The organism is Bifidobacterium longum subsp. infantis ATCC 15697 = JCM 1222 = DSM 20088 (assembly GCF_000269965.1).
Classification (GTDB): domain Bacteria; phylum Actinomycetota; class Actinomycetes; order Actinomycetales; family Bifidobacteriaceae; genus Bifidobacterium; species Bifidobacterium infantis.
On the sequence record NC_017219.1, the window covers coordinates 523578 to 550123 of the forward strand.

Consider the following 26546-nt stretch of genomic DNA (forward strand, 5'->3'; position numbering starts at 1 on the left):
ACACCTTTGTTGACAAAAGAGACATTATAAAAATGTCTCTTTTATTTTATGATGATGGGGTGGACGCCTTTAATGCAGAAGCTTCCCCGTGAATCTAGATTCTTTCCGTATGTTGTATACAGAACTATTCCATTTTGGGAATAGTTCTGTATACAATGAGTCCGTGACCATTAGAACAAATCGAACGCTGCTCACACGGCGGGAAGCCGCTCTCCGGCTCGGAGTGAGCGAACGGCGAGTCAGTGCGCTTCGCGCTGCCGGCCGGCTTGAATCTCTTTCCGCGGGAGGCGGCTCGCTGGTCACGGAGGATTCCGTACGCCGCCAATCACAGTGGCAAGGGGCGGACGGGCGCCCTTATTCACCAGACATGGCGTTCGGGGCGCTATACATGCTCAGCGGACTCGATGCGCCATGGCTGGGTCGGCAGCAACGGTACCGGCTCAAAGGCTACCTGAGGCAGATGGATGCCGAGAATCTGACTCGTCTCACCCGACGGCGCGCAATGATGGTCGAATACTGGTGTAGGGACTCCAACCTCGCCAAGGTCAAAGCTCTCATTCGTCCTTCCGCCGCCACCGGCATACTGGCGGGCATGTTCCAGCTGACTGTCACGGATGTGGTGGAAGGCTACATCGCTGCCGACGCTCTGGATGATGCCGTCCGACAATGCCGGCTGAAGCAAGGCACGACGCCAGTTCGGGTGCGACTCCACGTCGCCGATAGTCTTCCCGCCGGTGAGAGGACTATGTCTCTCGGCGTATGCGCGGCCGACCTGGCCGAATCCAACGACCCGAGGGAACGACGCGCCGGCCTGGAAACCCTCCAACAGCTGATCGACGACCACCACCGCAAGGAGCATCAGGAATGATTCCCACAATCCACATCCCCAACACGGGTCATCCATGGAGCACCGTATACGCGGTCGCCGCAGCAGACATGTCGGAATCATGGCTGCTTACTGGCGGGCTCATGGTCCAACTGCACGCCATCATGGGCGGATTGACCGCGCGCCCCACCACCGACGCCGACCTGCTCGCCGATCTCATGGCCGACCGACGCGGCATCGCCAGACTGCGCGGTGTTCTCGCCGCCTGCGGGTTCGAGACGCAGCCGGGCATGCTGACCGGATACACGACCCGTATGAGCGCACCAAACGGCGACATTGTGGACCTGCTGGTCGCTGACCACCTGCCCAAGTTCCTCGGAAAAGACGCGACCATCGCCGGCACGCCGGTGCTGTCCATGCCGGGCGGCACTCAGGCCGTGGAACGCAGCATGCAGGTCCGGCTCATCGACGACCAGAGCAATGCCGATGCCGTGATTCGCATCCCGGACCTGCTCGGCGCACTGATACTCAAAAGCGCGGCATACAGCGCCGATCACGCCGGCTACAGCGACCGTCACCTCTATGATGCAGCCATGCTCGCATCTCTCATCCCAGATCCCGATGCGGAGCTCGCACGCCTGCACAGCGGTACCGACCGCAAACACATCAAACTCCTGCACGAGCTGCTCACCGAGGATTCACCTTACTGGGACAACCTCGACGAACCACACCGTCAGGACGGATTGGACACCATCGAAACACTCGCCACATGGTGACGGGCCTGTAGACAAGTTGTATATATATGAGGACATGAAATTCTGAATTATGTAGCTCAAAATGTCATATCCTCTTACTTACGTCGGAATGCAGCCGAATACTTGATATTCGATGCTTTGTTAAACCAGCTTTGACAGGGTGGCTTCTCTTTTTGATGTCAATTTTGATTTAGCAGAGCCAGAGTATCCGGCAGTCGGTGGACGCGGCGTTTTTCCGCTGGTGTTCCGGCGACAGCAAGTGCAGGATGGCAATGATTTTCTATGGGATTTGTGTGGGTGGACTTATGTTCCGCCCACACAAATCCTAATTGCAAGTGATGGGACTTACGTCTGACCTTGATGGCTCCAGGTTATAAGGGGTCTTTAGCATTCCATACTGAGCATGACAATTGAACTGTTTTCTCATGGATGCGTCAGCCCATGCCGAATAGTAAGTCCAATGTCTACTTGTATGGAAACGATCGTAAACCTGTCCCCATCCGCGGTCGGTATCCCATAGAAGCGCTCTTCTAGGCATAATGGACAAGGACCATACGCCGCTGCGATTCATCCAATATCCATCGGAAAACAGGTCCGTGCTCCAGGAGCTATACAAACCCGCTTCCATGGTGGTAGTGGTAGCGGCATCTTCTTCAGCGTTAGCCTTGAGGTAGGCTTCCACGTCTTCTCTGGTGCGACCATATTTCTTGTATTGCGGATCATTGAGATATGCTTCAATCTCCGCTTCGGAAGGATAATGTGACTGCGCATATTGCGGCGTCTTAGCCGCATTGGTGGAGGTCGTCTCCGTCGCGGAGGCCACCATTACCGAGGAGAAGGAGACCGTGACGGCGAGCAAGAGGGAGGCCGTCGATTTGACCAGTCGATTATTACGCATTGCGATTCTTCTTCTTGGATAGGGAAATTTTTATGGAATATATGATTTCCATGAGTATGAGAATTCCCAACAGGATGGAAACCAAAGGGATATATGAGATATAGAAATCTCTCATATCCATATCTGCTTTTGCTGAATAAGCGACATCGCAATATGTCAGCATTACAAAAACGGCAGAGACGATCGAGATAAGTATCGGCAGGACGAAGAAGCGTGCAGGAATCCACTGAAATCGGTGCCGATCAAGATAATGCAGATAATAGATATTGCATCCAATCATCGAACAATAAAGAAGAAGCGTCCACATCGGAGCCAACTCAATGGTGTTTGATATAGCCATTTCTCTCCTTTGAGTCCGTCTTCCTACACGATTAAGGCATATCGGGGTCAGGCAAATTATTTTCTCAATATGCAGTCAGTCTGTGAATAGCTTCAGGGTCAGCCCCAGAAGATGATTCTCAGACTTAAGGCCACGATATAAAGTATCGAATCCTATGCAGTCGAACTCAAGATACCCTGGACGGTTTGTCATCTCAAGATGACAAAAACAAGCAACGGCTCTTTCAGCATATTCACTTACACTGTTCCTTGGTTTCAATCTCCCCACAAGGCGCACGCGGGGTGCGCCTTTTCGCGATCGAGGGAGATCAATATGCCGAAAATCAGGCATTCCCATGGAAACCATCCGCAGAAGCCTCCGCGAAGCAAGTGGGGAACCGTGCTGGCCCGTTATGACAGAACCGGCATGCTAATCGCATGGCAGGTTCGATATCCGAATCCATTAGAACCCGGCAAACGCGTCCAACGCCAGTTCAAGCCGGATCAGGAGCTCGAAGCCCGTAGATGGCTGGAAGCCGAAAAGTATCTTGTCAGCCTCCATCGTAACGGCATCGCCGAATGGGTTCATCCAACGGAACGAAGCCGACGAAAAGCCGTCGAGGAAAAGAGCCGGACACAACGCAATATGTTGTTCCGTGACTATGTGATGCGATGGGCCGAGGAATACCGGCTGCCCGACGGCAACGGTATCGCCGGTGGCACGCGTCGCAATCTTTACCTGGACATTGGCCATTTTTTGCCAAGTCTTGGGGACCTGCCGCTTAACGAGATCACTCCGTCCATCATCAAGGCTTGGTATGATGCGCCTCACCCGGAAGGACGGTGGGCGTTCCGACGCTCATGCATGCGGCTGAAGGCGGTACTGGAATCAGCCACCCGAGGCGGATTGGACGGTTCGGAGCCATTGCTGTCCTTCAATCCCTTCATATTCCATATTCCGCCAGCGCCACAGCCCGCCCGCATCAATGTACCGCCGGTGACTCCTTCCGAATTAATCCTGCTGGCTGACGCCATGCCCGATTACACCAGACTGTCCGTATTCCTCTCGACTTTAGTGGGTGGTCTGCGATGTGGTGAACTCTGTGGGCTTCAGGTGCAAGACATCGATCTGAACAGGCAGATACTTCACGTCCGGCACTCCGTGAATCGCGGTGACGCTGACAGAGGGGATCTCCACTTCGGCAAGACAAAAACGGAATCCAGTATCAGGAACGTACACATCCCGGATACGCTGATTCCTCTTATTCGACAGCACCTTTCTGATTACTGCGATCTGACCCGACCGGATTCGCCGGTGTTCGTGCCCAAACGTGCAAGAATCATGTCCCAGACAACGCTGGACGGCCAGTTCGCCAAGGCCCGGCTGAAAGCAGGACGCCCTGATCTGACATTCCAGGCATTACGAGCCAGCCATGCAACATTACTCATGATTCAGGGTGGAACGTTGCGGGAAGTCATGAATCAATTGGGACACGTCAGTGAGAAGGTGGCTATCCGGTACTACCAGCTCACCGTCGCCTCACATCAGAGTCAAGTGGTTGACGAGCTTGCCGAATCATTTATGAGCGGCATTCAGCGGCGTGAGTCCTAGACCAAAGTGATGTACCATCGCGATACGTGGCACACCTTCGTATAGGAAATGCCGTGAGGGATCTGAATCTGGTCCCTCACGGCATTTCGGTATCTGGTTGGTCGAAGTCTCACAATCGCAGCATCAGACGGATTGGAAGCGCAGATGGTCCGTTAACTCCCGCACCGTATCTTGCAGCCGACGGAGTTCGGAGTCTCGGCTGACCGTGCTCCATTGCGTCGCATACGCCTCCATCCAGATCTCCAATGCTTCAGCAAGGTTCGCCTCATCGTTATGTTGAGACGTGGTGTTCGGTTGCAAAGTGTCAGTGATCCCGGTCTCGGACGCAAGCCGGAGGCCAACCCGGTTCAGCAGTCGTTGTCCCTCGACGGCTATGCGGAATGCAGCGGCGTTTCCTGCGTTCCGCGGTCCTGCGGTCGCGGTGATCGCGGAGATTCGACGGGCACTGGCCTGCAGAAGGTGATCTGCGGTTTCGCCGAGCGTGATGCGGTGTTTCAGATAGCGGAGCAGCATTCGTCGGGATTCCGCAAGTGACGGTGTCTTGCTTTCGTTCTGGAGGGAACGGATCACATCGTCCGGTCGTTCGTTTTCCGGCAGCAGTCCCGGGATGGTTTGCAGGACCCCGGTGTTGACTCCGCCTTGTCCGTCATCAAGTTCCAGCCAAGTGATCAGGTGGTTCCATTCGAAACTGGCCGCATGACTTGCATGCGTAAGAATATTAAGCAGTTCACCGCTGGCGTCGTGGTATTCGAGTCGGGAGATACGGCGGAGCATGTCGGCCTCATCCGGGATTCGCCTCGGGTTCCATGATTCCTGTGCACCGATGATCATGCCGGGGATGGCCATGCGTGGGTCGTTGACGTGGCCGAAGTCGCCCCAGTCGGTGACGAGCATGCCCTGGGCGCCGTATTGCCTGCCGTAGCGGGCCATGCGGGTGATGTTGCTCCAGGCGTCGTCGATGCGCGGCAGGAGCGCGTTCCAGCACCATACGGCCGGGCATACGATCTGCTTGGCACCGGATTCGGCGACGGTGTGGATCTTCTCGTCCGTGACCTGAGGGTCGTACTGCCAGTTGAGCAGGGTGACGGTTTCGGGGAGCCGGTCGAGGATCTCGGGGTGTTCGAGGGCGATGTCGCCCCACATCATCGGCCGCCTGCCCTGGGCTTCGAGGTGGCGGCACAGGCGGGTGACGTAGTCGGCGTACATGGCCGCGACGCCGATGCGGTCGGCGAGGGGCTTGGACCGGCCCTTGCCGAGGTCGAAGGTCTCGTCGGCGCAGATGTTGAATTTGTTGGAGCGGAACAGTTGCAGGTAGTCGTCGATGAGCCGGCACGACAGGGCGAAGGCGCGGTCGTCGCCGATGTTCAATGTGTGGTGGTGCATGCGGTCGATGAACCCGAACGGCTCGTCGGCGGTTTCGGGGAACTCGCCGAGGTCGCGCAGGGATTGCGTGCGCAGGGCCATGTAGAGGTGTCCGAACGTGGAGACCGACGGGACCAGCTCGATGCCGCGCTCGGCGCAGTAGTCGTCGAATGCGAGGATGTCGCGCGGGGTGAGCGGGCTGGAACCGCGCCAGGTCTCGCTCATCGAGTCGAACGCGAAGGTGTGTTCGATGTAGAGCTGGAGCTGGTTGTATTTGTACAGGCAGAGCTTGTCGGCCCAGTGTTTGAGCCAGTCGAGGGTGGGGACGCGCCCGCGGGTGACGTCGAGGTAGTAGCCGCGCGTTTCGAAGGCGGGTCGGTCCTCGATGTGCAGGCAGGGCAGGGCGGCGCCGCATTGGCGGATGAGCTGGCGTAAAGTCTGCACGCCGTTACGCACACCCTCGAAATCCGCTCCCGCTACGGTCACGCCGTCCGGGGTGACATCGAGCGTATATGCACCGGACGGGTGTGCATGGGGGTCGTCAAAGGTCGTCAAGGTGATGAATCCCGGCCAGCGGTCGCCGGTGGCGATATCCCATTCCAATCCGGTGGCTGCGCGGATGTCGTCGATGAGCTGCACGGCAAGTATGTGCCGATCGTCACCGACTGCGCGCGCTTCGTTGATTCGTCCGCACATTGGCAGCAATGCGATGTTCGCTTTATGCTGCATGGTTTGCGGCGTGGGGATGATGGTCCATCCCTTCAGGGTTGCTTGATCGCTCATGGAAGTCCTTTCTCAGTGGTTCACCTTTGATTGCGTTATATTGCGTTTTGGGTTCCGAGATGACGCGCGGCGCCGGAACCACTCGCAGCAATGGTCCCGGCGCCGCACGCATTGTTTATCGCTCCGTTTGGGCTATTTGACGGCTCCGGTAGTGACGCCCTTCATGATGTTCCTTTGGATGATCATGAAGAAGATCACGACGGGCAGGGAGAAGATGACGGATGCTGCCATCTGTCCGCCGAAGTCGGTGCCCATGCTGGGTGTGGAGAACGAGGAGAGCCACACAGGCAGCGTGTACTTGGACTGGTCCTTCATGAACGTGTACGCGGTCATGTAGTCGTTCCATGCGCTGATGAACGCGAACACGGACGTGGACACGATGCCGGGCGCGGCCAAGGGGAAGGTGATCTTCCACAGGATCTGCCAGTCGTTGGCCCCTTCGACGGCCGCGGACTCGAAGATGTCCTTGGGGATGTTGAGGAAGAAGCCGCGCATGTTCCAGATCGCGAACGGCAGGACCATGGCGATGTACGCGAGGATCAGGCCGCTGTACTTGTTCAGCAGGCCGAACTGGTTGAAGATGAAGAACTGTGGGATGATGCCGCCCGAGGTCATCTGGATGGCCAGCACGAACACCATGATCGCCTTGCGGCCGCGGAACCGGTAGAGGGTCAGGGCCGCGCACGCGAAGAACGCGAGGATGACCGACAGGACGATCGATACGGCGGTCACAATCACGCTGTTCTTCAGGTTCGTCAGGAACGACGTCTGGGTGACGGCCACCATGAAGTTGTCGATCGACAGCTTCGCGGGCCAGAACACGGGCGTCGCGGTCATGATCTGGTTGCGCGGCTTGAGCGACGTGACGAACATCCAGTAGACCGGGAAGATCCACACGATGCAGAACACGACGGCCAACACGATCGTGCCGATGCGGCGCAGCCGCGAGGAAAGGCTACGCTTAGCGCGCGGCGCGGCAGAGGTTATGGTTGCGGTGGTCATCACAGGTCCTCCCCGGATTTGAGCAGGTATCGGATGTACACGCTCGTCAGGGCGAGCAGGATGAGCGTGACCAGCACGCTCGCGGCGGCGCCGGTGCCGATGTCGAACGACACGAACGCCTTCTTGTAGGTGAAGATGCCGATCGTCGCGGTCGTCTCGCGGGGGGCTCCCTGTGAGACGGGCCAGATCTGGTTGAACACGTTGAAGTCCCAGATCACCGACAGCATCGTGATGACCATCAGGCTCGGCTTGATCAGCGGCACGGTGATCTGCCAGTAGCAGCGCAGCTTCGAGCAGCCGTCCAGCTGGGCCGCCTCAAGGCAGGACTTGTCCACCTGTGTGGTCGCCGCGTACAGGTTGATCGCGATGTACGGGACGGCCTGCCAGACGACCAGCAGCCAGATCTCCAGGAACGCGAGCCACGTGTTGTCGGTCCATGACAGGTTCGTCACGTCCCCGAACAAATGGGTCTGGGTCAGCAGCCAGTTGACCACGCCGTACCCCGGCTGGAACAGCCACTTCCACACCACCGACGAGGCCACGTTCGGCATGGCCCACGCGAAGATCAGCACGAACGTGACCAGCCAGCGCATCACCGGCCCCAATTTGGTCATCAGCTGGGCCACGCCCATGCCGATCAGCACGCTGCCGGCCACGAGCGCGGCTGCGAACCCGAACGTGCGGGCCAGCGACTTGTAGAACTCCGGGTCGGTCAGCACGTTCTCGTACTGGTCGAACCCGACGATGTTGAACGAGCCCGTGAACATCAATGGCGGCCTGTACGCGATGCCTGCCGACTCGGGCCCCATGGCCTACTTCTACGACAAGGACGTGTTCGACAAGGCCGGCATCAGTGAACCACCGGCCACCTGGGACGAGTTCTACGAAGACGCGAAGAAGATCCGCGCCACCGGCTCCTACATCACCTCCGACTCCGGCGACGCTGGCCTGTTCAACGCGATGATGTGGGCCATGGGCGGCCACGCCTACAAACTCAATGACGACAAACTGACCATCAATATCGCCAAGGACAAGGGCGCCCAGCGGTTCATGGACCTCTGGCAGAAGATGCGCGACGAAGACCTCATCGACGTCCACACGAAGACCTGGACCGACGACTGGATGAAGTCACTGGGCGACGGCTCCATCGCCAGTCTCATCAGCGGCGCATGGATGGCCAACAACCTTCTGCAGGGCGTGCCCCAAGCCACCGGCAAATTCCGCGTAGCCCTCCTGCCCACCATCGACGGAACGCCCATCAACGGCGAATACGGCGGTAGCGGACTGGCTATCGCCAAGAAGATTCCCGACGGCAAACTCGACGCCGCCAAGAAGTTCGTCGAATACGTCACCACCAACGACGAAGGCATCAACGCCCGCGTATCCAACGGCAGCTTCCCCGCCACCACCAAGACCCTCAACCAGAAGGACTTCCTCGCCAAGACCACGCTCAGGAACACCGACGGCAGCGACAACGAGTTCTTCGGCGGCCAGAAATATAACGAGGTCTTCTCCCAGGCCGCCAAGGATGTCACCGGCAAGTGGGAGTTCCTGCCCTTCGAACCCTACGCCCGCTCCATCTACGGCGACAGCATGGGATTGTTCTTCTCCGGCAAGACCGACCTGAAGACGGCCGCTGCCAAGTGGCAGATAGCGCTAAGAAATTATGCTGCTGACCAAGGATTTAGTATCGTCTCAAGATAAATAGATTACAAAGATGACTCCTGTAAGAAATTAGCTATGGTTCATATAGTATTATAAAGGAGTATATAAATTATACTCGTAATTAGATGAATACTTCGCGTTAAGCATATTTCATAAATGTGTGGAATATTGACATGGGCCTATGTTTGAATTGATGTCACTATTTCAGTTGTGTAAAGACACTCAATTTAATCCAATTGATTGCAATTTGGGTGCGGTTTGAAAGATGGAGCTTCGATAGAATTCGACTAACATAGCGTTTGACTGATTTGGTTTCCAGAAATAGTTTTTTGCTATGTCGTCATTACTGAGTCCTTGTGCAATTAAGGCACATATGTCACGCTCTCTAGTAGTAAGACTCTTGAATGATTCAATAAATATATTTTGCTGGTCTTGAAAAATGAATTTGCTTTGTTGATATTCTACTAGTTTCTTTGTTATTCGTGGAGTAAGAATTTTACCATTTTCAAAAACAGCTTTTATCGATTCCATTAATTGTGATTTACTTATGTCTTTCAGTAGGAAGCCGCTGGCTCCGGCGTCGAGTCCGCCGAAGGCGTAGTCGTCTTCGTCGTAGGTGGTGAGGATGAGGATTCTGATGGCGGGCCAGTGTCTGGCGATGTGTCGGGTTGCTTCGATGCCGTCCATGCCGGGCATGCGCACGTCCATGAGGATCACGTCGGGCAACGGCCGGTGATCGGCGTCCAACTGGTTGAGTGTGTCGATGGCGGTTTGCCCGTTCTCCGCCGAGGCGATGACGGTGATGTCGGTCACGTCGTCGAGCATGAGCTGGAAGCCGAGTCGTGCCAGTCTCTGGTCGTCCACGAGCATCACACGGATCATGGTCGGACCTTCCTTTCAGTCGGTTGTTTCCCGGTCGGGGGAATGACCGCTTTGACCTGCCATTCGGTGCCATTGACCGGCCCATAGGCGAACGTGCCGCCAACGTCCCGTACGCGCCGTGACAGTCTGTCCAGTCCGGTGCCGTCATCGGGTGCGATAGCTTGCGCCGCACCGGTGGCTCCGTCGTTGCGGACGATGACGGTGACTCCGTTGGGCTGGTGGTTCCATGAGACGTTGAGATGCGTGACGTGTCTGCAGTGGCGGATGGCGTTGGTTATGGCCTCGCGGGTCACGTCGAAGCAGAGGTCCGCCTGGGGTTCGTCGTCGTTGCGGACGCCGGTTTCGGTGAATATGGTGATGATGTCGAGCGTGCGGGCGTGTGCGAGGATCGGACGGATGTCATCCCATGAACGCATGCTCCGGGAGCCTGGTTCGGCGGGATCCTCGTCTTCGTCGGTCGTGTCGGTTTCGGTCAGTGCGCGCACGGCCTTGCGCGTGTCCTCCAGGCTTTCCCGTGCGATCTCGTTGATGCCCTTCAGAGCCTCCTCCACGCGCGAGTCGCCGGTCTTACCGGTCAATCCTTCGGATAGGGCGATGATCGCGGTCAACCCGTGCCCCACGCTGTCGTGCAATTGTCCGGCGATGCGCGAACGACGCACGGCTGCGTCACGCTGCTTGGCGGCGGTCTGCGCGCGCCGGTGTTCCAGGCCGGCGGCGGCCGTGGCGTTCCTGGCTTGGACCATGCCGCGGCGTGCCAGGGCGATCGCGCCGGCGAGGGCGAGCAGGAGGATGCGGCCGGGCCATTCGCCGAGGAACCGGCTGGCGGGCCATGACATGAACGTCGCCAAAGTCACGGTCAACGTCGTCACGAGGGACCCGATGTACATGCGGCGTTCCCCGGCCGTACGCATGAACGCGTAGAACGCCGCGACCAGTTGGACCAGCAGGATCGAGTCCGCATGCCAGAAGGACAGGACCAGGGTCAGGATGAGCTGCGATGCCAACGTGGCGGACGGGGCCCGGTAACGGAACACCAATGCCAGGCATGACAGGAGCTGGAACAGCAGCAGCATTATGAATCCGCCGGTCTGCTTGGCGAGCGTGTACATCGGATCCAATGGGGCGCCGATCATGCGCTCCCACGTGAGCATCGCCATCTCGACCGCGAGCACGCATAATGGCATGGCTATGGCAGTGACCCTGCCGACGTTCACCGTTTGCCGCTCCATACGATCCACTGTGCCACCTCGCAGGGTCATCGGCGTGTTCACTGGGCGAGGCAGTCCGCGCCGGGCATCAGGCAGCCGAGCATCGTGACCGAACCGGTGAACAGCACAGTGAACACGATGATGATGGCCAGCCATACGAACGGCGAGAGCAGCGCCCCGATCCATGCGGCGACACGGCCGCCATGCTCCCATCCGTGCCCGTCGTGGCCGGTGATCCACGCGATCAGCACGCCGGGCAGGGACAGGAACAGGCCAAGCAACAGGAACCCGACGATCGAATCGTTCGGCGCGGTCGCGGCTGGCAATGGTCGGGGCGGATTCGGCCGGCCGGGCTCCGGGACGGGCGATGGCGCCGGCAGGGGCTTGCCGGGTGACGGTTCGTGATGTGCGGGAATGTCCATGAGTGCCGATCCTTTTGAATGTCATTGGAGCTTGTTGATGTTGATGGCGCCGTTGTCGCCGGGCAATGCGCTGATGGAGACCTTGACGGTGCCGTCGTCGGCCGTGTAGTCGTATACGCCGGCCTGTTCCTCCTCGGTGGCGTTGCGGGTGAAGCCCGCGTCCTTGATCTTTCGCGCGTAGTCCTTCGCTTCGGCGATGGTCCATGACACGTCGATCAGGTAGCCGTTGTCGGTCTCGTCCCTGATGCGGGTCGTCACCCGGTCGGGTTCGGGCACCCGGCCGGCATACTGGCCGTCAGGCCAGGAGCCTTGGACGGAGCCACACGCCGCCAGCCCGAACAAGGCCGTCAAAATCAGCAAGAACGCGAGCAGCATGGATGCCGGGGCGCGCCTCGGCATTGCCGTGTATCGGACAGGCATGATCATCCTCCTTTTCCGAATCTGATGCCGTCAACGGCTTCTGATCGCGTCGGCCACGCTGCGGCGCAACGCGGGCCGGATCTGCATGTACTGGATGAGGAACAACGCCAGCCAGCAGGCCGCTCCCGCGCCGATCACACCAGCCCACGGGATCCCGGCCACTGGAACGCCGACGAGCGTGATAGAGCGTGTTGCGAGCACGAGCGAGCTGACGGCGACCGGGATGAGCGCGAGGACGACCGCGCCGGCGGCCAGGTGCAGGCTCTGCCACAGGATCATGCGCGTCACCCGGCGCGGCGACATGCCGATGCTGCGCAGCAGCGCCTGATCGGCGACCATGCCACGGTTCGACAACGCGATGACGGCCAGACTCGTGGCCAGGGACACGATGCACAGCATCGCGATCATCAGCAGCGAGTCCGCGTAGTTCAGGCTCGTCGGATGGCCGCCCAGGGCCAGTATCCGCCCGTAGGACCGCGCGCAGGTCAGCAGGGTCGTGGACAATCCCAAGGCCAGTGCGAGCGGGGCGATGGTGTTCATACTGGACACGGCCTTCGCCTTGGCGGCACGGGCCGCGAGCACGCCGGTCGCCGACCCGCACAGGCGGCACACGGCGCGTCCCGCATCCAGCAGGATTGGGACCAGCACGCCAGTGAGGACGTACATGCCGAACGACGCGATGATCCCGGCCCATAATGCGCCGTTGAACGTCTGGCCGGCCTCCTGCCCGAACGCGTGGGCGCGCGGCATGCCCATGCCGGAGAACGCCAATGCCAATGCCGCCGCCATGACGACCAGTCCCAGCGCGCAACGCGCCCAATACCGCCATCCATGCCGCCCGATCGGCGCGTCCCTGCCACGGATCGCCTCGATGGGACGAACCTTCGCCGCACGCATCGAGGGCACGAACGCGCCCAGCATGCACGTGGCCATGCCCAGCAGCAGCGAGCCGAGCCATGCCGTCGCGGACGGCGCGAATGCGGGAGGGACGAACGAGCCGAGCCCGCCGGCGAAGCTCTCCGCGGCCATCGCGTTGAACTCGGGAACCGCGAGCAGACTGGCCGGCATCGCGAGCAGTGAGCCGAGCAGCGAGCCGGTGAGGCTAGCCACGCCCACGAGCATCCACGTGCCCGCGCGCACCTGGCTCGGACTGGCGCCCATGAGACGCCATTGCGCGAACGTGCCGCGGATGCGGTCAACCGTGGCCGAACCGACCACCGTCAGCGAGAAGAACGCAAGCAACGCCACCACGACATAGATCGTGGCCGACACCATGCCGAACTCGGCCGGGTCCAGACCCGCCAGCCGGGCGGCCGATGCGAACGACGGCGACGAGGTCCACACGAACTGGTTCATGCACACGCCCACCAGCGTGGTCACCACCGCGACCACCATGATCGTGGGCACCCAACCCGCGAGATTATCGCGGAACACGCGAAGCACATACCTACCCACGACGGGCCTCCTGACCGTGCTGCGGCATGGCCGGCTCGAACGTGCGGCGCATGCCCTCGACGATCTGCCCAGCGGTCAGTCTGCCCGCGATGTGGGTGATTCCGCCGTCACGCAGGAAGACCACGCGGTCGGCCAGGGCGGCGGCGTCCGTGTCATGCGTGACCATGACCACGTTGGAACCCGAATCCGCCAGCTCGCGCAGCACCTGCAGCACGAGCTCGCTGTTCGCGGTGTCGAGCGCGCCGGTGGGCTCGTCGGCGAACACCACCGCCGGGCGCAAGAGCAGGGCCCGGCACAGGGCCACGCGCTGCTGCTCGCCGCCGGACAGGGCGCTCACCACGGTCCTCGCCCTCCGGCGCAGGCCGAACCGGGACAACAGCTGCGTGACCCGAATGTAGTCGGCCTTGCGATGGGCGAGCGAGAGCGGCAGCATCACGTTCTCCTCGACCGTCAGATACGGCACGAGGTTGTACTGCTGGAACACGAAACCGATATGCCCGCGGATGAACCGCGAACGACGCTCCTCGTCCAACGCGTAGATGTCGGTGCCGCCGATGACGACCCGACCCGAGTCGGGCCTGTCCAAACCGGACAACACGTACAACAAAGAGGTCTTACCCGCACCCGAAGGCCCGACGATCGCTGTCAACCCGGCACCGGGAATATCCAACGAGACATCATTGAGAATCACACTCGGACTGGAACCATCAGCGGAAACCACACGCTTGACCAACCCACGCGCCTGAACCGATAAATATGTATTTACCCCAATGAAGTCATTTGGTTGTTTTTTCATGGACGAGAATCCTTCCTACGAGAGTGCTACTGCCGACAGTATCCATAAAGACAAGTCAATCGTCTATGCCGGAGAGACGATTGACATCAAAAGATGTCAATCTGTGTCGAAGAGAGAGTCGAGTAACCATATAGTTGATAAACAGCCACCAGTCAAAGAATCATCAGAATTGTGATGTCCTTCATCTAACAGTTGCAAAAACACCGAATTATGTGCGGACGGAACAATAGCCGAATATGAATTCAACCATTGTTCCGTATATAAGAGAGGCGCCTTTATATCATTCTTGCCGGCAGTAATCCAAATGTCAGGAGCCTGATTAGAAAAATCAGCTGGAAGACGCCGCAATTGCGCCAAAGGTGAAAACGAGTCATAGCAAGAAGATGATGAGGGATATCCGAATTCATCCCAATCGCTAATTGTAAGTGGATTGTCGGGGTCTGTGAGAATCAATTCCGGTGTTAAAAAAGGGTGCGATAATTGAACAATTTTGAAATAATCCAGGCGGCGCAATGCGGCAGAAAGAACAACCAAAGCGCCGGCGCTTGAACCCGCTGCTCCAATGCGTTTGGCGTCACATAAGTTATTTGCAATCAATCCTTTAGTGCAATCGAGAAAATCATTGATAGATATGAACTTATTTAACCAAAAGTATAAATATCCCTTGATTCGTCCTATTGCTTTAAACATTTCAAGCGCTCCTATTGGTGTAAATGAGGGGGTGACCCTAACGAGTCACCCCCTCATTTTTAACCTTTATGAATCAGCAGAAGAAACCGCTGGTGCTGCTCGGGCGACCGAAGCAGAACGAGTAGCTGTAGCCACTGTCATGCACCGCGTCGTCATTCACTTCCTCGATCGACTGCATGTCGATGATTTTATTCATTGTTGTTCCTTTCTACTATTTTGTTCCGCGGACCTTCCGCAGAACAAATCTTTTGCATCTGGGAGCGGGAATAAATCCCAAAGATTATGGGTAAGGACATTTAATGCTGTTAGTATCCCTGCTGATCCGGTTGAATAATCGCTTGAGAGGCGCAAGTATGAATCTCCCGGGAATTGTAGCGTATTTTCCCAAGACAAACTATAGTCGTTTAATTCATCTAAAAGTCTATTATTTGTTTGTGTTGTTTGCGGTGACCATGTTGAGGCAAAATGGTTTGCAACTAATATCCCAGCAATCCCATTGTTTAGTCCGGAAAAAGCATATTGAGATGATGAACATGCCGCAATGAGTGAGTCCCATTCTTTATGGAAAAGAGAATCATCATGTAGTGCAATTCGTGCAATGGAAATTGCCACTATTAGGCCGGCAGAACCATCTGCAAGGTAAGGAAGAGACCTATTGTGCTTATCCTTAATTCCTCGCATTCCATTTGGCTCAATAACGGTATTGTCTAAATCTCTGCATATGCAATTAAGCGCACGCCGAATATAAGCTGGGTTATGTTCGATGTCAATACGACTTAGAGCTAACCAAAACAGTGTGATACCACTCCATCCATGCAGGAGGCCACCTTGTTTTATGCTTGCGATTTGATTGGATTCCATCCATTGCGCTATACGATGTCCAAGTGCAATAGCCTCATGGAAATACCTCTTATCGTCTGTAGCCATTCCGTATGATATCAGGGCTAATCCTTGACCGGCTAGTCCGCCATTAAGGTCAAGATTTCGTGTCTCTTTCCAATGTTCATATGTGCTAAATAATAGTTCGTGAGCAGTTTCTAATTCTCCCAACTCAAAAGCGACTAATCCTATGCCGGATAGCCCTGTATATAATCCAAAGTCCGATTGATTGCTTTGCGCGAAACCGTGGATCATGTCTTTCATCCATTGGACGTCATCCGAATTGATAATTGAGTTGGCCCTATACAGGCTCATTAGGATTCCCGCCGCGCCGGAGCTTACGTTACTTGCACCCCAAATGGAGCCCCGTGTTACATCACCAGGATATAGTTTTCCTGGCAATTTATGACGGGTATGAAAAATGCCATTAATAATTTCAGTTTTAACTAATGACAAGGAATCAGGGTGTGATAACAGATTAAAGGAAAAACGTGGTGTAAACTGTGTAAGATGTGCATCTGGAGTTAATGGAACATCTGAAACTCCAGATGCACATGGGCAACGTGATTCAACATCCTTTAACAGATTTATATATTCCATGCCAAATTTTTTCGAAATATTATTCTTAACTCTGATCCAATGATCTGGGCTAAGCATGCAAATCGAGGTATTTGCATAGCATAGACATGCGAGTACCCTTGAAACAGCAAACCAATCTGCTTCTTGAGCGGAGCAACCCAATGGGGGATGGAATCCCATAGCATTATGTGCTGATATTTCCTTGGAGTCCAAGGTGCGTCCATCCTCAAAATCTATAAAGTGTATAGACATTGTTTTAGGATTAATCATTATGTTTCCTAAATGAATATCCCCGTGAACATAGCCTGTGCGATGAATAATTTTTACAGCATTGATAATCGATGTTGCGATTGTATTGATATCACTTCTATATTGCATCAACTGATTAGTATGATCATTTTCACATTGATAGGGATAGTTTTCCGACAACCAATGGTTCAGTGTGATTTCATTAAGCCATTCCATTTCAATGTAGCCATGTTCCCAAGCGTTAAACCTTCGATATGGTTTTGGTGCAATGCCGGTATTTTTAAGAAGATTGAGCATCTTCCATTCTATGGATAGTCTCTCAATGGCATCGCGTTGGCGTGCGTCTAGACCGGCATATGGTCTCGCTTCCTTTAAAAGGGCAATCTCATTCTTTTTATTGGTTGCACGATATACCCCACCGGAATTCGAGAAATGTACAGCTTTAATCTCATAGTTATCTAAATCGGTGGGAATATTTTTCATATATTCATTCAGAGATATTCCTACACACTTTGGCTTGTCGATTCCCTCTGCTGGATGTATAAAATGTGGAAGCCTCTTATCGGCGACCAGTATTCCAGATTGGTCTGGGATCATAGAAATATAATCGTTATTTTCATCCTCGCGACGCAGGTCAATGAATCCTCCGTATCGAAAGAAGATTGGACTTTGCTTGTATCTAATGTCACTAAGAATATAAGGGCCTTTTTCATCTTTGATGAGGGGATATAAATCACCGACTATTTTTTCAAGTTCATCATTTGTTGATGGATATATGGTGATGAATTTCCCACTACCTGAACGATTTGCTGCCTTCCCGTTGCAGTTGAGAAAATCTCTATGTGAACTTTGAAATTTGAATGTTGTATTATATTTACAGCAAATTTGTATTACTTCTGCAAGAATCTTTTCTGCGTTCTCTTTTGTTGCGCTTAAATGAATCTTCCATCCGTTGACTCGCATTTTTCCATTCGGAGAGCTTACATACGTCCACGGTTCTCTTCTTGTTACATACCAAGTATCGGGAATAAGAGATTCCGCAATCCAATGGTCACGCTTCATGGATGGAAGCATAGAAGCGTGATCTACAAAAAATGGAGATTGTTTCGTAATTGATTCGAGGTAATCTTCTTCACCAATCATATTTTTCCTTTTTTCTTGTATGCTTTAATAATTTTTCATTGTTGTATCCTTACTTATTGATTTCAATGTGTTTGGAGCGGATTGTCAGCTGAAGATGACACATATCTTCGTGTTCTTACCATTGACATTGCTTGCTGTGATGCGTGGGACTTGAGCCAGCTGACGGCGATTTGCGTGCGGTCATGCAGTTGCAAGGTGAAGAGGATTCGACTGATGGTTCGTCGTATCGTCGCGGGCTCCAGTACCAGTTTGCGGGCGATTTCCTCGTTGGTCATGCCTTCCGCGATCAGTGTGCATATCTCGCGTTGGCGCGGCGGCAGGGCTGCGAACGAATCCCGCAGCTTCTGTTGTTCGCGGCCTGCTGTGGGTCTGGGCATGCCGTGTTCGAGAATCTGCCGGGTGATGCGTGGCGTGACCACGGCGTCTCCGTTCGCCACCGCATGAATCGCATCCTTGACGGCTGCAGCACTGGCGTCTTTGAGCAGGAATCCGCTGGCTCCCGCATCCAGTCCACCGTATGCGTAGTCGTCCTCGTCGTACGTGGTGAGGATCAGCACGTGAATGGCGGGCCATCGGCGGGTGATTTCACGGGTGGCGGTGATGCCGTCCATCACGGGCATGCGCACGTCCATGAGCACCACGTCCGGCAGCGGGCCTCCTGCCGATTCCAGTCGCTCGATTTCAGCGATAGCCTGTCGGCCATCGCCCGCCTGAGCGACGATCGCGATGTCACTCGCCTTGCCAAGCATGAGTTTGTAGCCGAGCCTCGCGTATTGCAGGTCATCGACCAGCATGATGTTCGTCATCCCACGTCACGCCTTTCTCTTGTCGGACGGACGTCAGCATCGCGGTCACCCGCCAGACACCGGTTTCCGCCCTGTCCGGCCCGTAGCAGAGGAACCCTTCGGTTCGGGCGATGGCGTCCGCGATTCGCGCCAGACCGGTGCCGATGGCACCATCGGAAGGCTTGGGGAGGTTCGTTGATCCGTCGTTGGTGATGGTCGCGATCAGGCTCCCATCCGCCGCGTGATCCCATGTGACGTTCAGATGCGCGAGGCCGGGCGCATGGCGCACCGCGTTGGTGACGGCCTCACGGGTCACCCGGAAGCACAGATCCGCCTGGTCGGGGTCCTCGCTGCGTCGGCCGGTCTCGGTGAATGTGGCGATCACGCCGGAAGCCCGTACGTGTGCGAGCACCGGTCGGATGTCATCCCACATGTATCGCTGCGCCGACTCTTCGATCGCGGTGTCATTCATCTCGTGCGACTGCGTACCGCCTGTGGTCGGCGGAATACCGGGCAGGTTCGCATCGGTGGCGGTCAAGGCCCGCAGGGCGTGCCGGGTGTCCTGCAGGCCGCTTTTGGCGATGTCGCGGATCGCGTCGATGGCCTGTGCGACCTCTGGATCCACATCTTGTCCTTCCACCTGTTCGGCCAGTCCTTGGGCCAATGCGATGATGCTGGTCAGATCGTGGCCGACGCTGTCGTGCATCTCGCCGACGATGCTGCCGCGCCGAACGGCCGCATCCCGCTGTTGGGCGAGCAAGTCCGCGCGCAGACGCTCGTCGCGTTCGCGTTGGAGCGCCAGGGAGGATAGGCGTCGGTTGCGGACCGCATAACCCAGCACGCCGATGACCACTATCGGAAGCATGGCGGGCAGTATGTCAAGCCAGATCGACCATCCGGCCTGCCGCCAGCCGTCTCCGGCGAACGCCTGACTGCCCAGCACCATGCAGGAGGCAAGTCCGAAGCACAGGATCCGCAAATCACTGGAGACGGTCATGATCAACGCCCAATAGGCAATCATCGGCATGATCGGAGCCCATTCACCCACGCCGGCGAGATCCAGCAGCAACGCCAGAGCAAGCTCTCCGCCCATCACCCATTCGGGTCTCACGTACCGCCATGCCAGCGCGACGCCGCCGGCAAAAACGGCGGCCAGCATCAGCATAAACACGCTTGGCGTGTGCGTGGCCCAATACGAGTGATACGACGGGACGGCATCGCGCCTGGTGACCCATAGCATGCGCAGCATGAACAGCGTGGCCACGACCGGCAATCCATAGACCGGCAGGCCGCCCGGTTTCCTCAATCCCAGCGGAGCATCGCCCGTATCCCATATCCTCGACTCACAATCAGACATACTCGCATGCATATCCGCTTGGTGCTTATTCTCCTGCCGCACGAGCGATGACGACCGTCGGCGATGTGCGAATGCCACGTTGCGCGGTGAGCCACGAACCAAGCATCGCCATGGCGGCAAGCAAGAGCACGACCACGAGCCACAGGAGCCACGGCATGCCGAATACCAGCACGTCAAACGACAACCAGATGCCGATGGAGAACGAGACGGATACGAGCAGACTGGGAACGAACGCGATCAGGGACGAGGTGACGACAATCATAAGCCCATCCAAGGCGGCGATGGCGTTGAGCTGGCCTTGGGTTCCACCGCTGACGGCTACTAGCGCGAGGTCAAGCTCCCGTCCACGCTGGGCGATCAGATAGCCCGAGCACACCGCCGCCAGCACCAGGACCAGCGATGTGCCGATCAATGCCAGGATACGGGCGAAACCGGGCACCTCCACCGTCGGCGTCCCCGCGGGAAGCAGCCGCGTCCACGCGGTGATGGTCGAGGTGAGCGACTCATATGACATGAGCAGCGTCAATCCGGCGGCCAAGGGAATGATGGTGGACGAGGACGCGCACACCCTGGCCCGAGCCTGCTGGCATGCGATGCGCCACGCCGGCCAGGGAAGACGCACCACCGCCGTCCACATGCGCACCGTCGCCGACAGCACGGCCGGACCGGCAAGGCAGACGGACACGGTGAACAGCAGCATCGCGATCATGTTGCCGTACGCCAGCGGCGACATGGACGAAAACGTGACCTGCACCGACATCCGCGCCATCGATGTCTTCCGCACGTTCAGCAGACCGACCGCCAGCGAGACCAACGCCCCGGCGAACATGATCCAGGCAAGAACAAGACGGGGAACACCGACCGTTTTCGGAGGGTTCGCCGCCTCGCGCAACGCCTCGACCGGCGATATGCCGCCGACCACGCGCACCGTCAACAGCGAGCCGACCAAGGCCATCGCGAATCCGAAGACGATACCGCAACTCCACGCCCGCAGCATGCCCGTCACATCCTGCGGCAGAAACGGCAACCCGTTCGCCTCCAACTGCCGGGTCGCGAACGGATAGAGCCCCCGTGCCAGCGCCGGCGAGACGATAAGCGAGACGAGCGTGGCGGCGACATCCAACAGCAGCACCTGCGCGCAGACGCGCGACGTCAACTGTCCGGGCGTGGCACCCTGCAATGCGATCAAGGCGAGGGCGCGGCGGCGCTGACGGATGGCCGAGGAGACCACCAAAAGCACCATGAGCATGCCCACGACGATCATCGGCACCAGAGGAGGGCCGCTCAGCTCCATCGAGAACATCACCGCCCTGCCATGCAACCCCGGAACCGCCATGGCCATCCTCGCGTTCGACAACATGACCATCACCATGCCCGACACGCACTGCACCACTGCCAGCAGCAGCAATACCGCGCCCCACACGACAGGCGCATCCCTGAAATCACGCAACAGGCCACGCATCAAATCGCCTCCCGCCCATCAAGACCGGACGAATCGGAACCGACCTCGGCCAACACACCGTCACGCATCCGCGCGACGCGATCGCAGCGGACCGCGACCTCGGGACTGTGCGTGACCATGACCACCGCATGACCAGGACGATCCGCGAACGCGCGCAGCTCATCGACCACACGCCCGCCGGACTCGGTGTCCAACGCGCCGGTCGGCTCGTCGGCGAACACGATCTCGGGATCGGCGACGAGCACACGGGCCAACGCCACACGCTGCTGCTCCCCGCCCGACAGCAACGTCACGTTTTGCCTGCGCAACCCGAGAATCCCCAGACGGTCAAGCAGCCCGGCCGCGCGATCCCACGGATATTTCGCACCGCGCAGCGTGAACGGAAGCCTGAGGTTGTCCTCCACGCTCATCGAAGGCACCAGATTATACGACTGGAACACAAACCCCAGATGATCACGCCGGAACCGCGCCGACTGGGCACGGCTCATACGGGTCACCTCCTGTCCCAGCACCCGTACAGAGCCATCGGAGACGGACTCCAACCCCGCCAGACAATACATGAGCGTGGACTTGCCTGAACCAGACGGTCCCACGATCCCCGTCATCTGACCCCAGCCGGCTGTGAAATCCACATGCCTCAGCACCGGCACCGTCTCACCCCTACGCAGCTCGAAACTCTTCGACAGCCCCGCGGCCGCGACCGGAGCCGACGCCATTGCATCGCTCCCCGTTCCCCTCAAATGTCGAACCATTATCCACCTTCCTCACCTGCGTATTGGACTTCGATACCCCCACTATCCATCGAAGAGACAATGAGCAGCAAGAAGACGTGCGAAAATGTCATCTAGAGATGACACCCTCAATAGGGGAAAATAATGCCAAAGATGATGGCACCTATAGAGAATGTCTCTTTTTATTGTTTTTAAGGACGGCGCAAGCTGCTGTTTTTGGCAAGCATGTAGTACAAGGGAACGGTTTTGAGAAGGTGGTCGTGTTTCCCTTCTCCAATGACATGGCCATTACTCAGGACATATATCATTTCGGCATTGCGCACGGTAGTGAGTTGGTGGGTGACGATAATGAAAGTGCGGTCTTCGGCTTGTTCCAGTAGTTGGGTAACAAGCTGTTCGTTATCAGCGTCCAGGTTTGCGGTGGCTTCGTCGAGCAGGATGATTTTTGCCGTGGAAAGAAGGGCGCGGGCTATGGCGAGTCTTTGGCGTTCTCCGCCTGATAGCATGATTCCGTTTTCCCCTATCTGCATATCGAGACCTTTGTCGGATCGATCTAGCAGATGGGAGAGATTCACGGATTTCAATGCCCGTCGGCATTCATCATCGCTACAATCGTTTGATCCGAGAAGTAGGTTCTCTCGTATGCTGCCGGACAGTGCTGGTGAATCTTGTTCCACGTATGCGATGTGGCTGCGTAAATCGTCTCGATCACAGGTTGTTATGTCCTTGCCGAGTACATTGATGTTTCCGCTGGAAGGATCATAGAAACGTTCGATAAGTTGCAGGATCGTGCTTTTCCCTGCGCCCGAGGGCCCGACGAGTGCCGTGACGCTTCCCTGGGATATGGAGAGGTTCAGGTCGTGCAGAATTGGTTTGGATTCATATGAGAAGTAGACGTGTTGGAATTCCACTGCTGGCGGACAGGGGCTGCTGTGTGCCAGCGGCATATGTTCATTGATTGTTGTGACGACGGTGTCATGGTCCTTTTCTTCGGGAATATCCAATATTTCCCGTATACGGTTCATCGCGGCCATTGAATTGCCAATTTGTGAGCCTGCGTAAATAATCTGGCTGAGCGGTGAGATGCTGATGAACAGCAACATGATGAACTGGGTAAGTTTTTCGACGGATAGCAGCCCTGTGGTTACGCGCCATAATCCCAGACCGAACACGATGATAGCCGCGAGCTGCAGGGCTATCGTGGCCAGTGGATTGACGATCGACTGGATTCTGGCGATCTTGAGTCCGGACAGGCGGACACGGTTGATTAAGGCGGCAATGACCTTATTCTCGTTCTCGAAGCCGTTTGAAGCACGTATGGTGCGGATGCCGGCGAGATCGCGATTGAGCGTGGAGGTAAGGTCGCCGAGCGTGTATTGGCTGTCATAGCTTGCTCGTTCAATGAATTTAGCGGACAGCAGCATGAGTGTGAATACGGTGAGAAGCAGGGTGATTGCTGTGCCGAATAGGATTGGGTCAAGCATTGCCATAAACACAGCGGAACCGATGACGGTGATGAAGCCTGATGCAAGGGCTGATGTGCACTGCATGAATGCATTACGCAGTTGTGAGGTGTCGTTGCTGACACGGCTGAGCAGGTCGCCGGAGTCGCGTTGATCGTATTCGCGTATGGGCAGGCGTAGCAGGTGTTTGCTTAGTGTGAGACGAGCATCCCTTACGATATCCTCTCCTGTACTCTGCAGTTGGTAGTTCTGTAGGGCTGATATAGCTCCTGAGGCGATGACGAGTAACAGCATTCCGGCAATGACGGGCCACTGGGGAACCTGGAATACACCGTTCTGGAAGAAGTTGGTCATGTACTTAGGCAGGAGCAGCGTCATAGAGGCTCCTATGGTTCCAAGGCATAGGATGAGTGCCAGCCGTCCTCGGTATTTTCGGAGGGGAGAAATCAGATTGTACATGGAGGCAGGTTTCATGTGCATGGTGTCGTCCTGGTCGTTGACGGTCATTGCGTATCTTTCCGTTCGGAACTGGCTCTAGTAATGGTGTATTGTTTGACGGCATCAGGTTCGCCGATGGGTATACCGTTGGCTTCTACCCAAGCGTGTGCGCGGAAGGGACGATCGGTGAATCCGGTGCACCATGTGACGGATCGGTGAGAGATGCGGCATGCCGCCGCTGTGGAGAGCGACCGAAGCAGACAACCTTGCTGACTGCGGCATTTGCGGCTTACCACGCATACGGCATTGCGGTAACGCTCCGCCGTGCTGGTGTCGGCCGGCGGATATCGTTCGGACCACGTTTCAAGCCGGCGGCAGAACTCTCCGATTTGCTGTCGTTCCATCCGTCTGCCGATGATGATGGCAATCAGCGCTATCAGGCGGTCGTGAAAGTTGACGTGTGTGACCGCTTCCGGCTGTAAAGGGATGCTCATAGACGCACGTGCTTCCCCATATCGGCGAGGAAACGATCCGCGTCCCGGGCGATGATTTGTCCGTCGGCCTGATATTCTTCGGCGATTTTATTCGTACAATCCTCGATGGTTTTGCCGCACATCAGACCGTCAAGGATAATCCGGCCTATTTCGTTGACCTGCAGATATTCACCGGTGTCGTTGACGAAGACGATTGCCCCGCCCTCCTTGGGATACAGGGATATCTGATTCCTCAGACTGATGCTTGTCTGTGTGTCATCGGCTTGCATGTCTCAGCCACCTTTCCACTGCTGCTACTCGTTGCATTTCAAACAGGAATGTGATGTCAGGCATCGGCATGGAAGCTCGACGCCGTATGGCTGGCATATCGATCAGTCCCTCCTCGTCCAGCACTCCGCCGGCGATTGAGTCGAGCAGCGCGTCCTTCGAGCGTTGCCATGCCAGATACAGTGAATATGAGTGATCGCCTTTGACGGGACGCCGGAATATCGTTTCGGGGATTATGCCCTTGAGCGCCCGGTATAACACGGCTTTGTGTAGATTTCCCTCGGTGCGTGCACTGATTGGGGCGCATAGCGCATAGTCCGCGATTCCGTGGTCCAGATAGGGGGAGCGGAACGTTATGTCGTCGGAGGAGAACGTCCGATTAACCTGATTGAGTATTCGTGCCTGCATTGACAGAGAGTAGAGCGCCTGATGACGGCTTCGGTCGGGGCTCAATGGCCGAATGTCGGCGTGTTTCAATTGTGATTCAACGGCGCCATATAGGATATTCCTGGCTTTCGCGGTCAGGAATTCGGGAATGCGTATGGCATCATGCCATCCACAAGGCGAAGAGCGATGGTCATGACCTTGTTCCGCGTCCAGGAACGATGACCGTAATTCCTCATGCAGATCGGTGCCATCGGTGAGATCGAGAATTGCCTGATAGGGTGGGACCCGGTAATCGGCGCTGTATTGTCTTCGGATGTCCCGTAGCCGTAGCGGGTGTTCCCGCAGGCAGCTCCATGATGAGGATGGCATGGATGCGAACAGCTCGTCTCCTCCGAAACCCGTGACATGGATACGGCTTGCGTCTGCTTCCATTTCGGAGATTCGGCTGAGATAGCCTTCGATATCGCTCCAGTAGACCGGTTCTTCAGGTATCTCTCTGTTGGGATATTCGGCTGCGGGTTCGAATGATCTGTTTCCATCCACGACCCGGCCGATTTTGATGAGTGGCATCCGAACGTCCTCGGAGATTCGCTCGGCCCATCGGGAATCCTGATTCATTGGATCGTCGGGTGTTTCATGATACAGGGGCATACGAACCCCCTCGCTGGCGAAGACGTATGTGATGGCGGCGGAATCCACTCCTCCGGACACATCGGCGGATAGTGGTGCCTCATTGCGCCACTCATCCGCGATCGTCAGGAAACGGCTTCTTAGTGATGCCAAGATCTCGTTGCTCGGAACATGTTTTGCGGGTGAAGGTTCCGCTCTCGTATATCGCGGCCTATTGGATTTGTCGAGGTGCAGTATGGTTGCGGCGGGTATGGAATGTATGTTCCTCCATGGGGATTTGTCCCCTCGAAGGCTGTCAGGGAGCGAAGGCAGCAAATCCATGACAATGCGTTCCAGGTCAAGATCGGCGTTCGTGATGCTTGCAAGTCGGGAGGCGCTGTCCGACAGGAGCACTTCATCTTCGGAGACGGTCCAGAACACGCGATCGCCACTCAGCAGAGGAACTTGGACGCATGTTCCCTCGTCATTGATGCTGATGGAGGCGGGAAGCTTCGAATAGTTCGTCGGCTTCCCGCCGCGGACAATCACGGTACGGTTTGGGTTCTTATGCGTAAACGGCATCACGTTTCCCTATCCTGATACAGCTAG

At 56.7% G+C, this 26546-nt stretch carries 25 protein-coding genes and 1 pseudogene; 4 read left to right on the forward strand and 22 right to left on the reverse strand.

The window, feature by feature from the left end; translation table 11 throughout:
• Positions 1–388 precede the first annotated feature (388 nt).
• Positions 389–868: a hypothetical protein gene (locus BLIJ_RS02340; RefSeq protein WP_126386278.1), complete on the forward strand. Its 480-nt coding sequence runs from the start codon at positions 389–391 to the stop codon at positions 866–868.
• Positions 865–1602, forward strand: coding sequence for a hypothetical protein (locus BLIJ_RS14900; protein WP_012576869.1), 738 nt, complete (start codon positions 865–867; stop codon positions 1600–1602). Before BLIJ_RS02340 ends, BLIJ_RS14900 begins: the two co-directional genes overlap by 4 nt.
• Before the next feature lie 304 nt (positions 1603–1906).
• Here BLIJ_RS14900 and BLIJ_RS02350 read toward each other — a convergent pair whose 3' ends face one another.
• Positions 1907–2479, reverse strand: a complete 573-nt coding sequence (locus BLIJ_RS02350; RefSeq protein WP_025263218.1) for a DUF2599 domain-containing protein — start codon at positions 2477–2479, stop codon at positions 1907–1909.
• Positions 2480–3131: 652 nt separating this feature from the next.
• Here BLIJ_RS02350 and BLIJ_RS02360 point away from each other — a divergent pair.
• Positions 3132–4409, forward strand: a complete 1278-nt coding sequence (locus BLIJ_RS02360; protein ID WP_012576872.1) for a tyrosine-type recombinase/integrase — start codon at positions 3132–3134, stop codon at positions 4407–4409.
• Positions 4410–4532: 123 nt separating this feature from the next.
• On the opposite strand, the gene BLIJ_RS02365 is transcribed toward BLIJ_RS02360, so the two are convergent.
• The 3 genes from BLIJ_RS02365 to BLIJ_RS02375 form a co-directional block, all read right to left on the reverse strand.
• Positions 4533–6554 carry a beta-N-acetylhexosaminidase gene (locus BLIJ_RS02365; protein ID WP_012576873.1) on the reverse strand — a complete coding sequence of 674 codons (2022 nt, stop codon included), beginning with the start codon at positions 6552–6554 and terminating at the stop codon, positions 4533–4535.
• 132 nt (positions 6555–6686) lie between these two features.
• The gene (locus BLIJ_RS02370) at positions 6687–7556 is read right to left on the reverse strand and encodes a carbohydrate ABC transporter permease (protein ID WP_012576874.1); all 870 of its coding nucleotides are present in this window, start codon (positions 7554–7556) and stop codon (positions 6687–6689) included.
• The gene (locus tag BLIJ_RS02375) at positions 7556–8323 is read right to left on the reverse strand and encodes a carbohydrate ABC transporter permease (protein ID WP_014484599.1); all 768 of its coding nucleotides are present in this window, start codon (positions 8321–8323) and stop codon (positions 7556–7558) included. Before BLIJ_RS02375 ends, BLIJ_RS02370 begins: the two co-directional genes overlap by 1 nt.
• On the opposite strand from BLIJ_RS02375, the gene BLIJ_RS02380 reads away from it, so the two are divergent.
• Positions 8316–9260 (forward strand): ABC transporter substrate-binding protein, encoded by a 945-nt coding sequence (locus BLIJ_RS02380; protein ID WP_014484600.1) that lies wholly within the window; start codon positions 8316–8318, stop codon positions 9258–9260. The two genes, BLIJ_RS02375 and BLIJ_RS02380, sit on opposite strands and share 8 nt — an antisense overlap.
• A 160-nt stretch (positions 9261–9420) precedes the next feature.
• Here the strand turns inward: BLIJ_RS02380 and BLIJ_RS15340 are convergent, their stop codons facing one another.
• The 18 genes and pseudogenes from BLIJ_RS15340 to BLIJ_RS02460 all read right to left on the reverse strand — a co-directional run bounded on the left by BLIJ_RS15340 (position 9421) and on the right by BLIJ_RS02460 (position 26519).
• Positions 9421–9540: a hypothetical protein gene (locus tag BLIJ_RS15340; RefSeq protein ID WP_372703842.1), complete on the reverse strand. Its 120-nt coding sequence runs from the start codon at positions 9538–9540 to the stop codon at positions 9421–9423.
• Between the two features lie 2 nt (positions 9541–9542).
• Positions 9543–10103, reverse strand: a pseudogene (locus BLIJ_RS02385) (response regulator); the annotation flags it as partial.
• On the reverse strand, positions 10100–11317 hold the full coding sequence (locus BLIJ_RS02390; protein ID WP_014484601.1) for a sensor histidine kinase: 1218 nt from the start codon (positions 11315–11317) through the stop codon (positions 10100–10102). The gene BLIJ_RS02390 and the pseudogene BLIJ_RS02385, both read right to left, overlap by 4 nt.
• Before the next feature lie 53 nt (positions 11318–11370).
• The gene (locus BLIJ_RS02395; protein ID WP_012576877.1) at positions 11371–11733 is read right to left on the reverse strand and encodes a hypothetical protein; all 363 of its coding nucleotides are present in this window, start codon (positions 11731–11733) and stop codon (positions 11371–11373) included.
• 21 nt (positions 11734–11754) lie between these two features.
• Positions 11755–12153, reverse strand: coding sequence for a DUF6591 domain-containing protein (locus BLIJ_RS02400; protein WP_012576878.1), 399 nt, complete (start codon positions 12151–12153; stop codon positions 11755–11757).
• A gap of 30 nt (positions 12154–12183) precedes the next feature.
• Positions 12184–13608, reverse strand: coding sequence for an FtsX-like permease family protein (locus BLIJ_RS02405; RefSeq protein WP_012576879.1), 1425 nt, complete (start codon positions 13606–13608; stop codon positions 12184–12186).
• Positions 13601–14404, reverse strand: coding sequence for an ABC transporter ATP-binding protein (locus BLIJ_RS02410; protein WP_012576880.1), 804 nt, complete (start codon positions 14402–14404; stop codon positions 13601–13603). The genes BLIJ_RS02405 and BLIJ_RS02410 overlap by 8 nt, the downstream gene beginning before the upstream one ends.
• A gap of 96 nt (positions 14405–14500) precedes the next feature.
• On the reverse strand, positions 14501–15094 hold the full coding sequence (locus tag BLIJ_RS13315) for a prolyl oligopeptidase family serine peptidase (protein ID WP_012576881.1): 594 nt from the start codon (positions 15092–15094) through the stop codon (positions 14501–14503).
• 73 nt (positions 15095–15167) lie between these two features.
• Positions 15168–15290: a hypothetical protein gene (locus BLIJ_RS15145; RefSeq protein ID WP_256756184.1), complete on the reverse strand. Its 123-nt coding sequence runs from the start codon at positions 15288–15290 to the stop codon at positions 15168–15170.
• On the reverse strand, positions 15287–17944 hold the full coding sequence (gene lanKC, locus BLIJ_RS13320; RefSeq protein WP_012576882.1) for a class III lanthionine synthetase LanKC: 2658 nt from the start codon (positions 17942–17944) through the stop codon (positions 15287–15289). Before lanKC ends, BLIJ_RS15145 begins: the two co-directional genes overlap by 4 nt.
• Positions 17945–18006: 62 nt before the next feature.
• Complete coding sequence (locus BLIJ_RS02425; RefSeq protein ID WP_012576883.1) at positions 18007–18750, reverse strand: response regulator transcription factor; 744 nt, start codon at positions 18748–18750, stop codon at positions 18007–18009.
• Positions 18725–20086 carry a sensor histidine kinase gene (locus tag BLIJ_RS02430; protein ID WP_014484603.1) on the reverse strand — a complete coding sequence of 454 codons (1362 nt, stop codon included), beginning with the start codon at positions 20084–20086 and terminating at the stop codon, positions 18725–18727. The genes BLIJ_RS02425 and BLIJ_RS02430 overlap by 26 nt, the downstream gene beginning before the upstream one ends.
• Before the next feature lie 25 nt (positions 20087–20111).
• Entirely contained in the window at positions 20112–21548 is a 1437-nt protein-coding gene (locus BLIJ_RS02435) for an FtsX-like permease family protein (protein ID WP_012576885.1), read from the reverse strand.
• Positions 21548–22264 (reverse strand): ABC transporter ATP-binding protein, encoded by a 717-nt coding sequence (locus BLIJ_RS02440; RefSeq protein ID WP_014484604.1) that lies wholly within the window; start codon positions 22262–22264, stop codon positions 21548–21550. Before BLIJ_RS02440 ends, BLIJ_RS02435 begins: the two co-directional genes overlap by 1 nt.
• Before the next feature lie 206 nt (positions 22265–22470).
• Positions 22471–24249 (reverse strand): ABC transporter ATP-binding protein, encoded by a 1779-nt coding sequence (locus tag BLIJ_RS02445; protein ID WP_014484605.1) that lies wholly within the window; start codon positions 24247–24249, stop codon positions 22471–22473.
• Positions 24246–24674: a lasso peptide biosynthesis B2 protein gene (locus BLIJ_RS15245; RefSeq protein ID WP_012576888.1), complete on the reverse strand. Its 429-nt coding sequence runs from the start codon at positions 24672–24674 to the stop codon at positions 24246–24248. Before BLIJ_RS15245 ends, BLIJ_RS02445 begins: the two co-directional genes overlap by 4 nt.
• A complete protein-coding gene (locus BLIJ_RS02455) occupies positions 24671–24943 on the reverse strand; it encodes a PqqD family protein (protein ID WP_012576889.1) in 273 nt (90 codons plus the stop codon). Before BLIJ_RS02455 ends, BLIJ_RS15245 begins: the two co-directional genes overlap by 4 nt.
• Positions 24930–26519: an asparagine synthase-related protein gene (locus BLIJ_RS02460; protein ID WP_012576890.1), complete on the reverse strand. Its 1590-nt coding sequence runs from the start codon at positions 26517–26519 to the stop codon at positions 24930–24932. Before BLIJ_RS02460 ends, BLIJ_RS02455 begins: the two co-directional genes overlap by 14 nt.
• Positions 26520–26546: the final 27 nt, after the last annotated feature.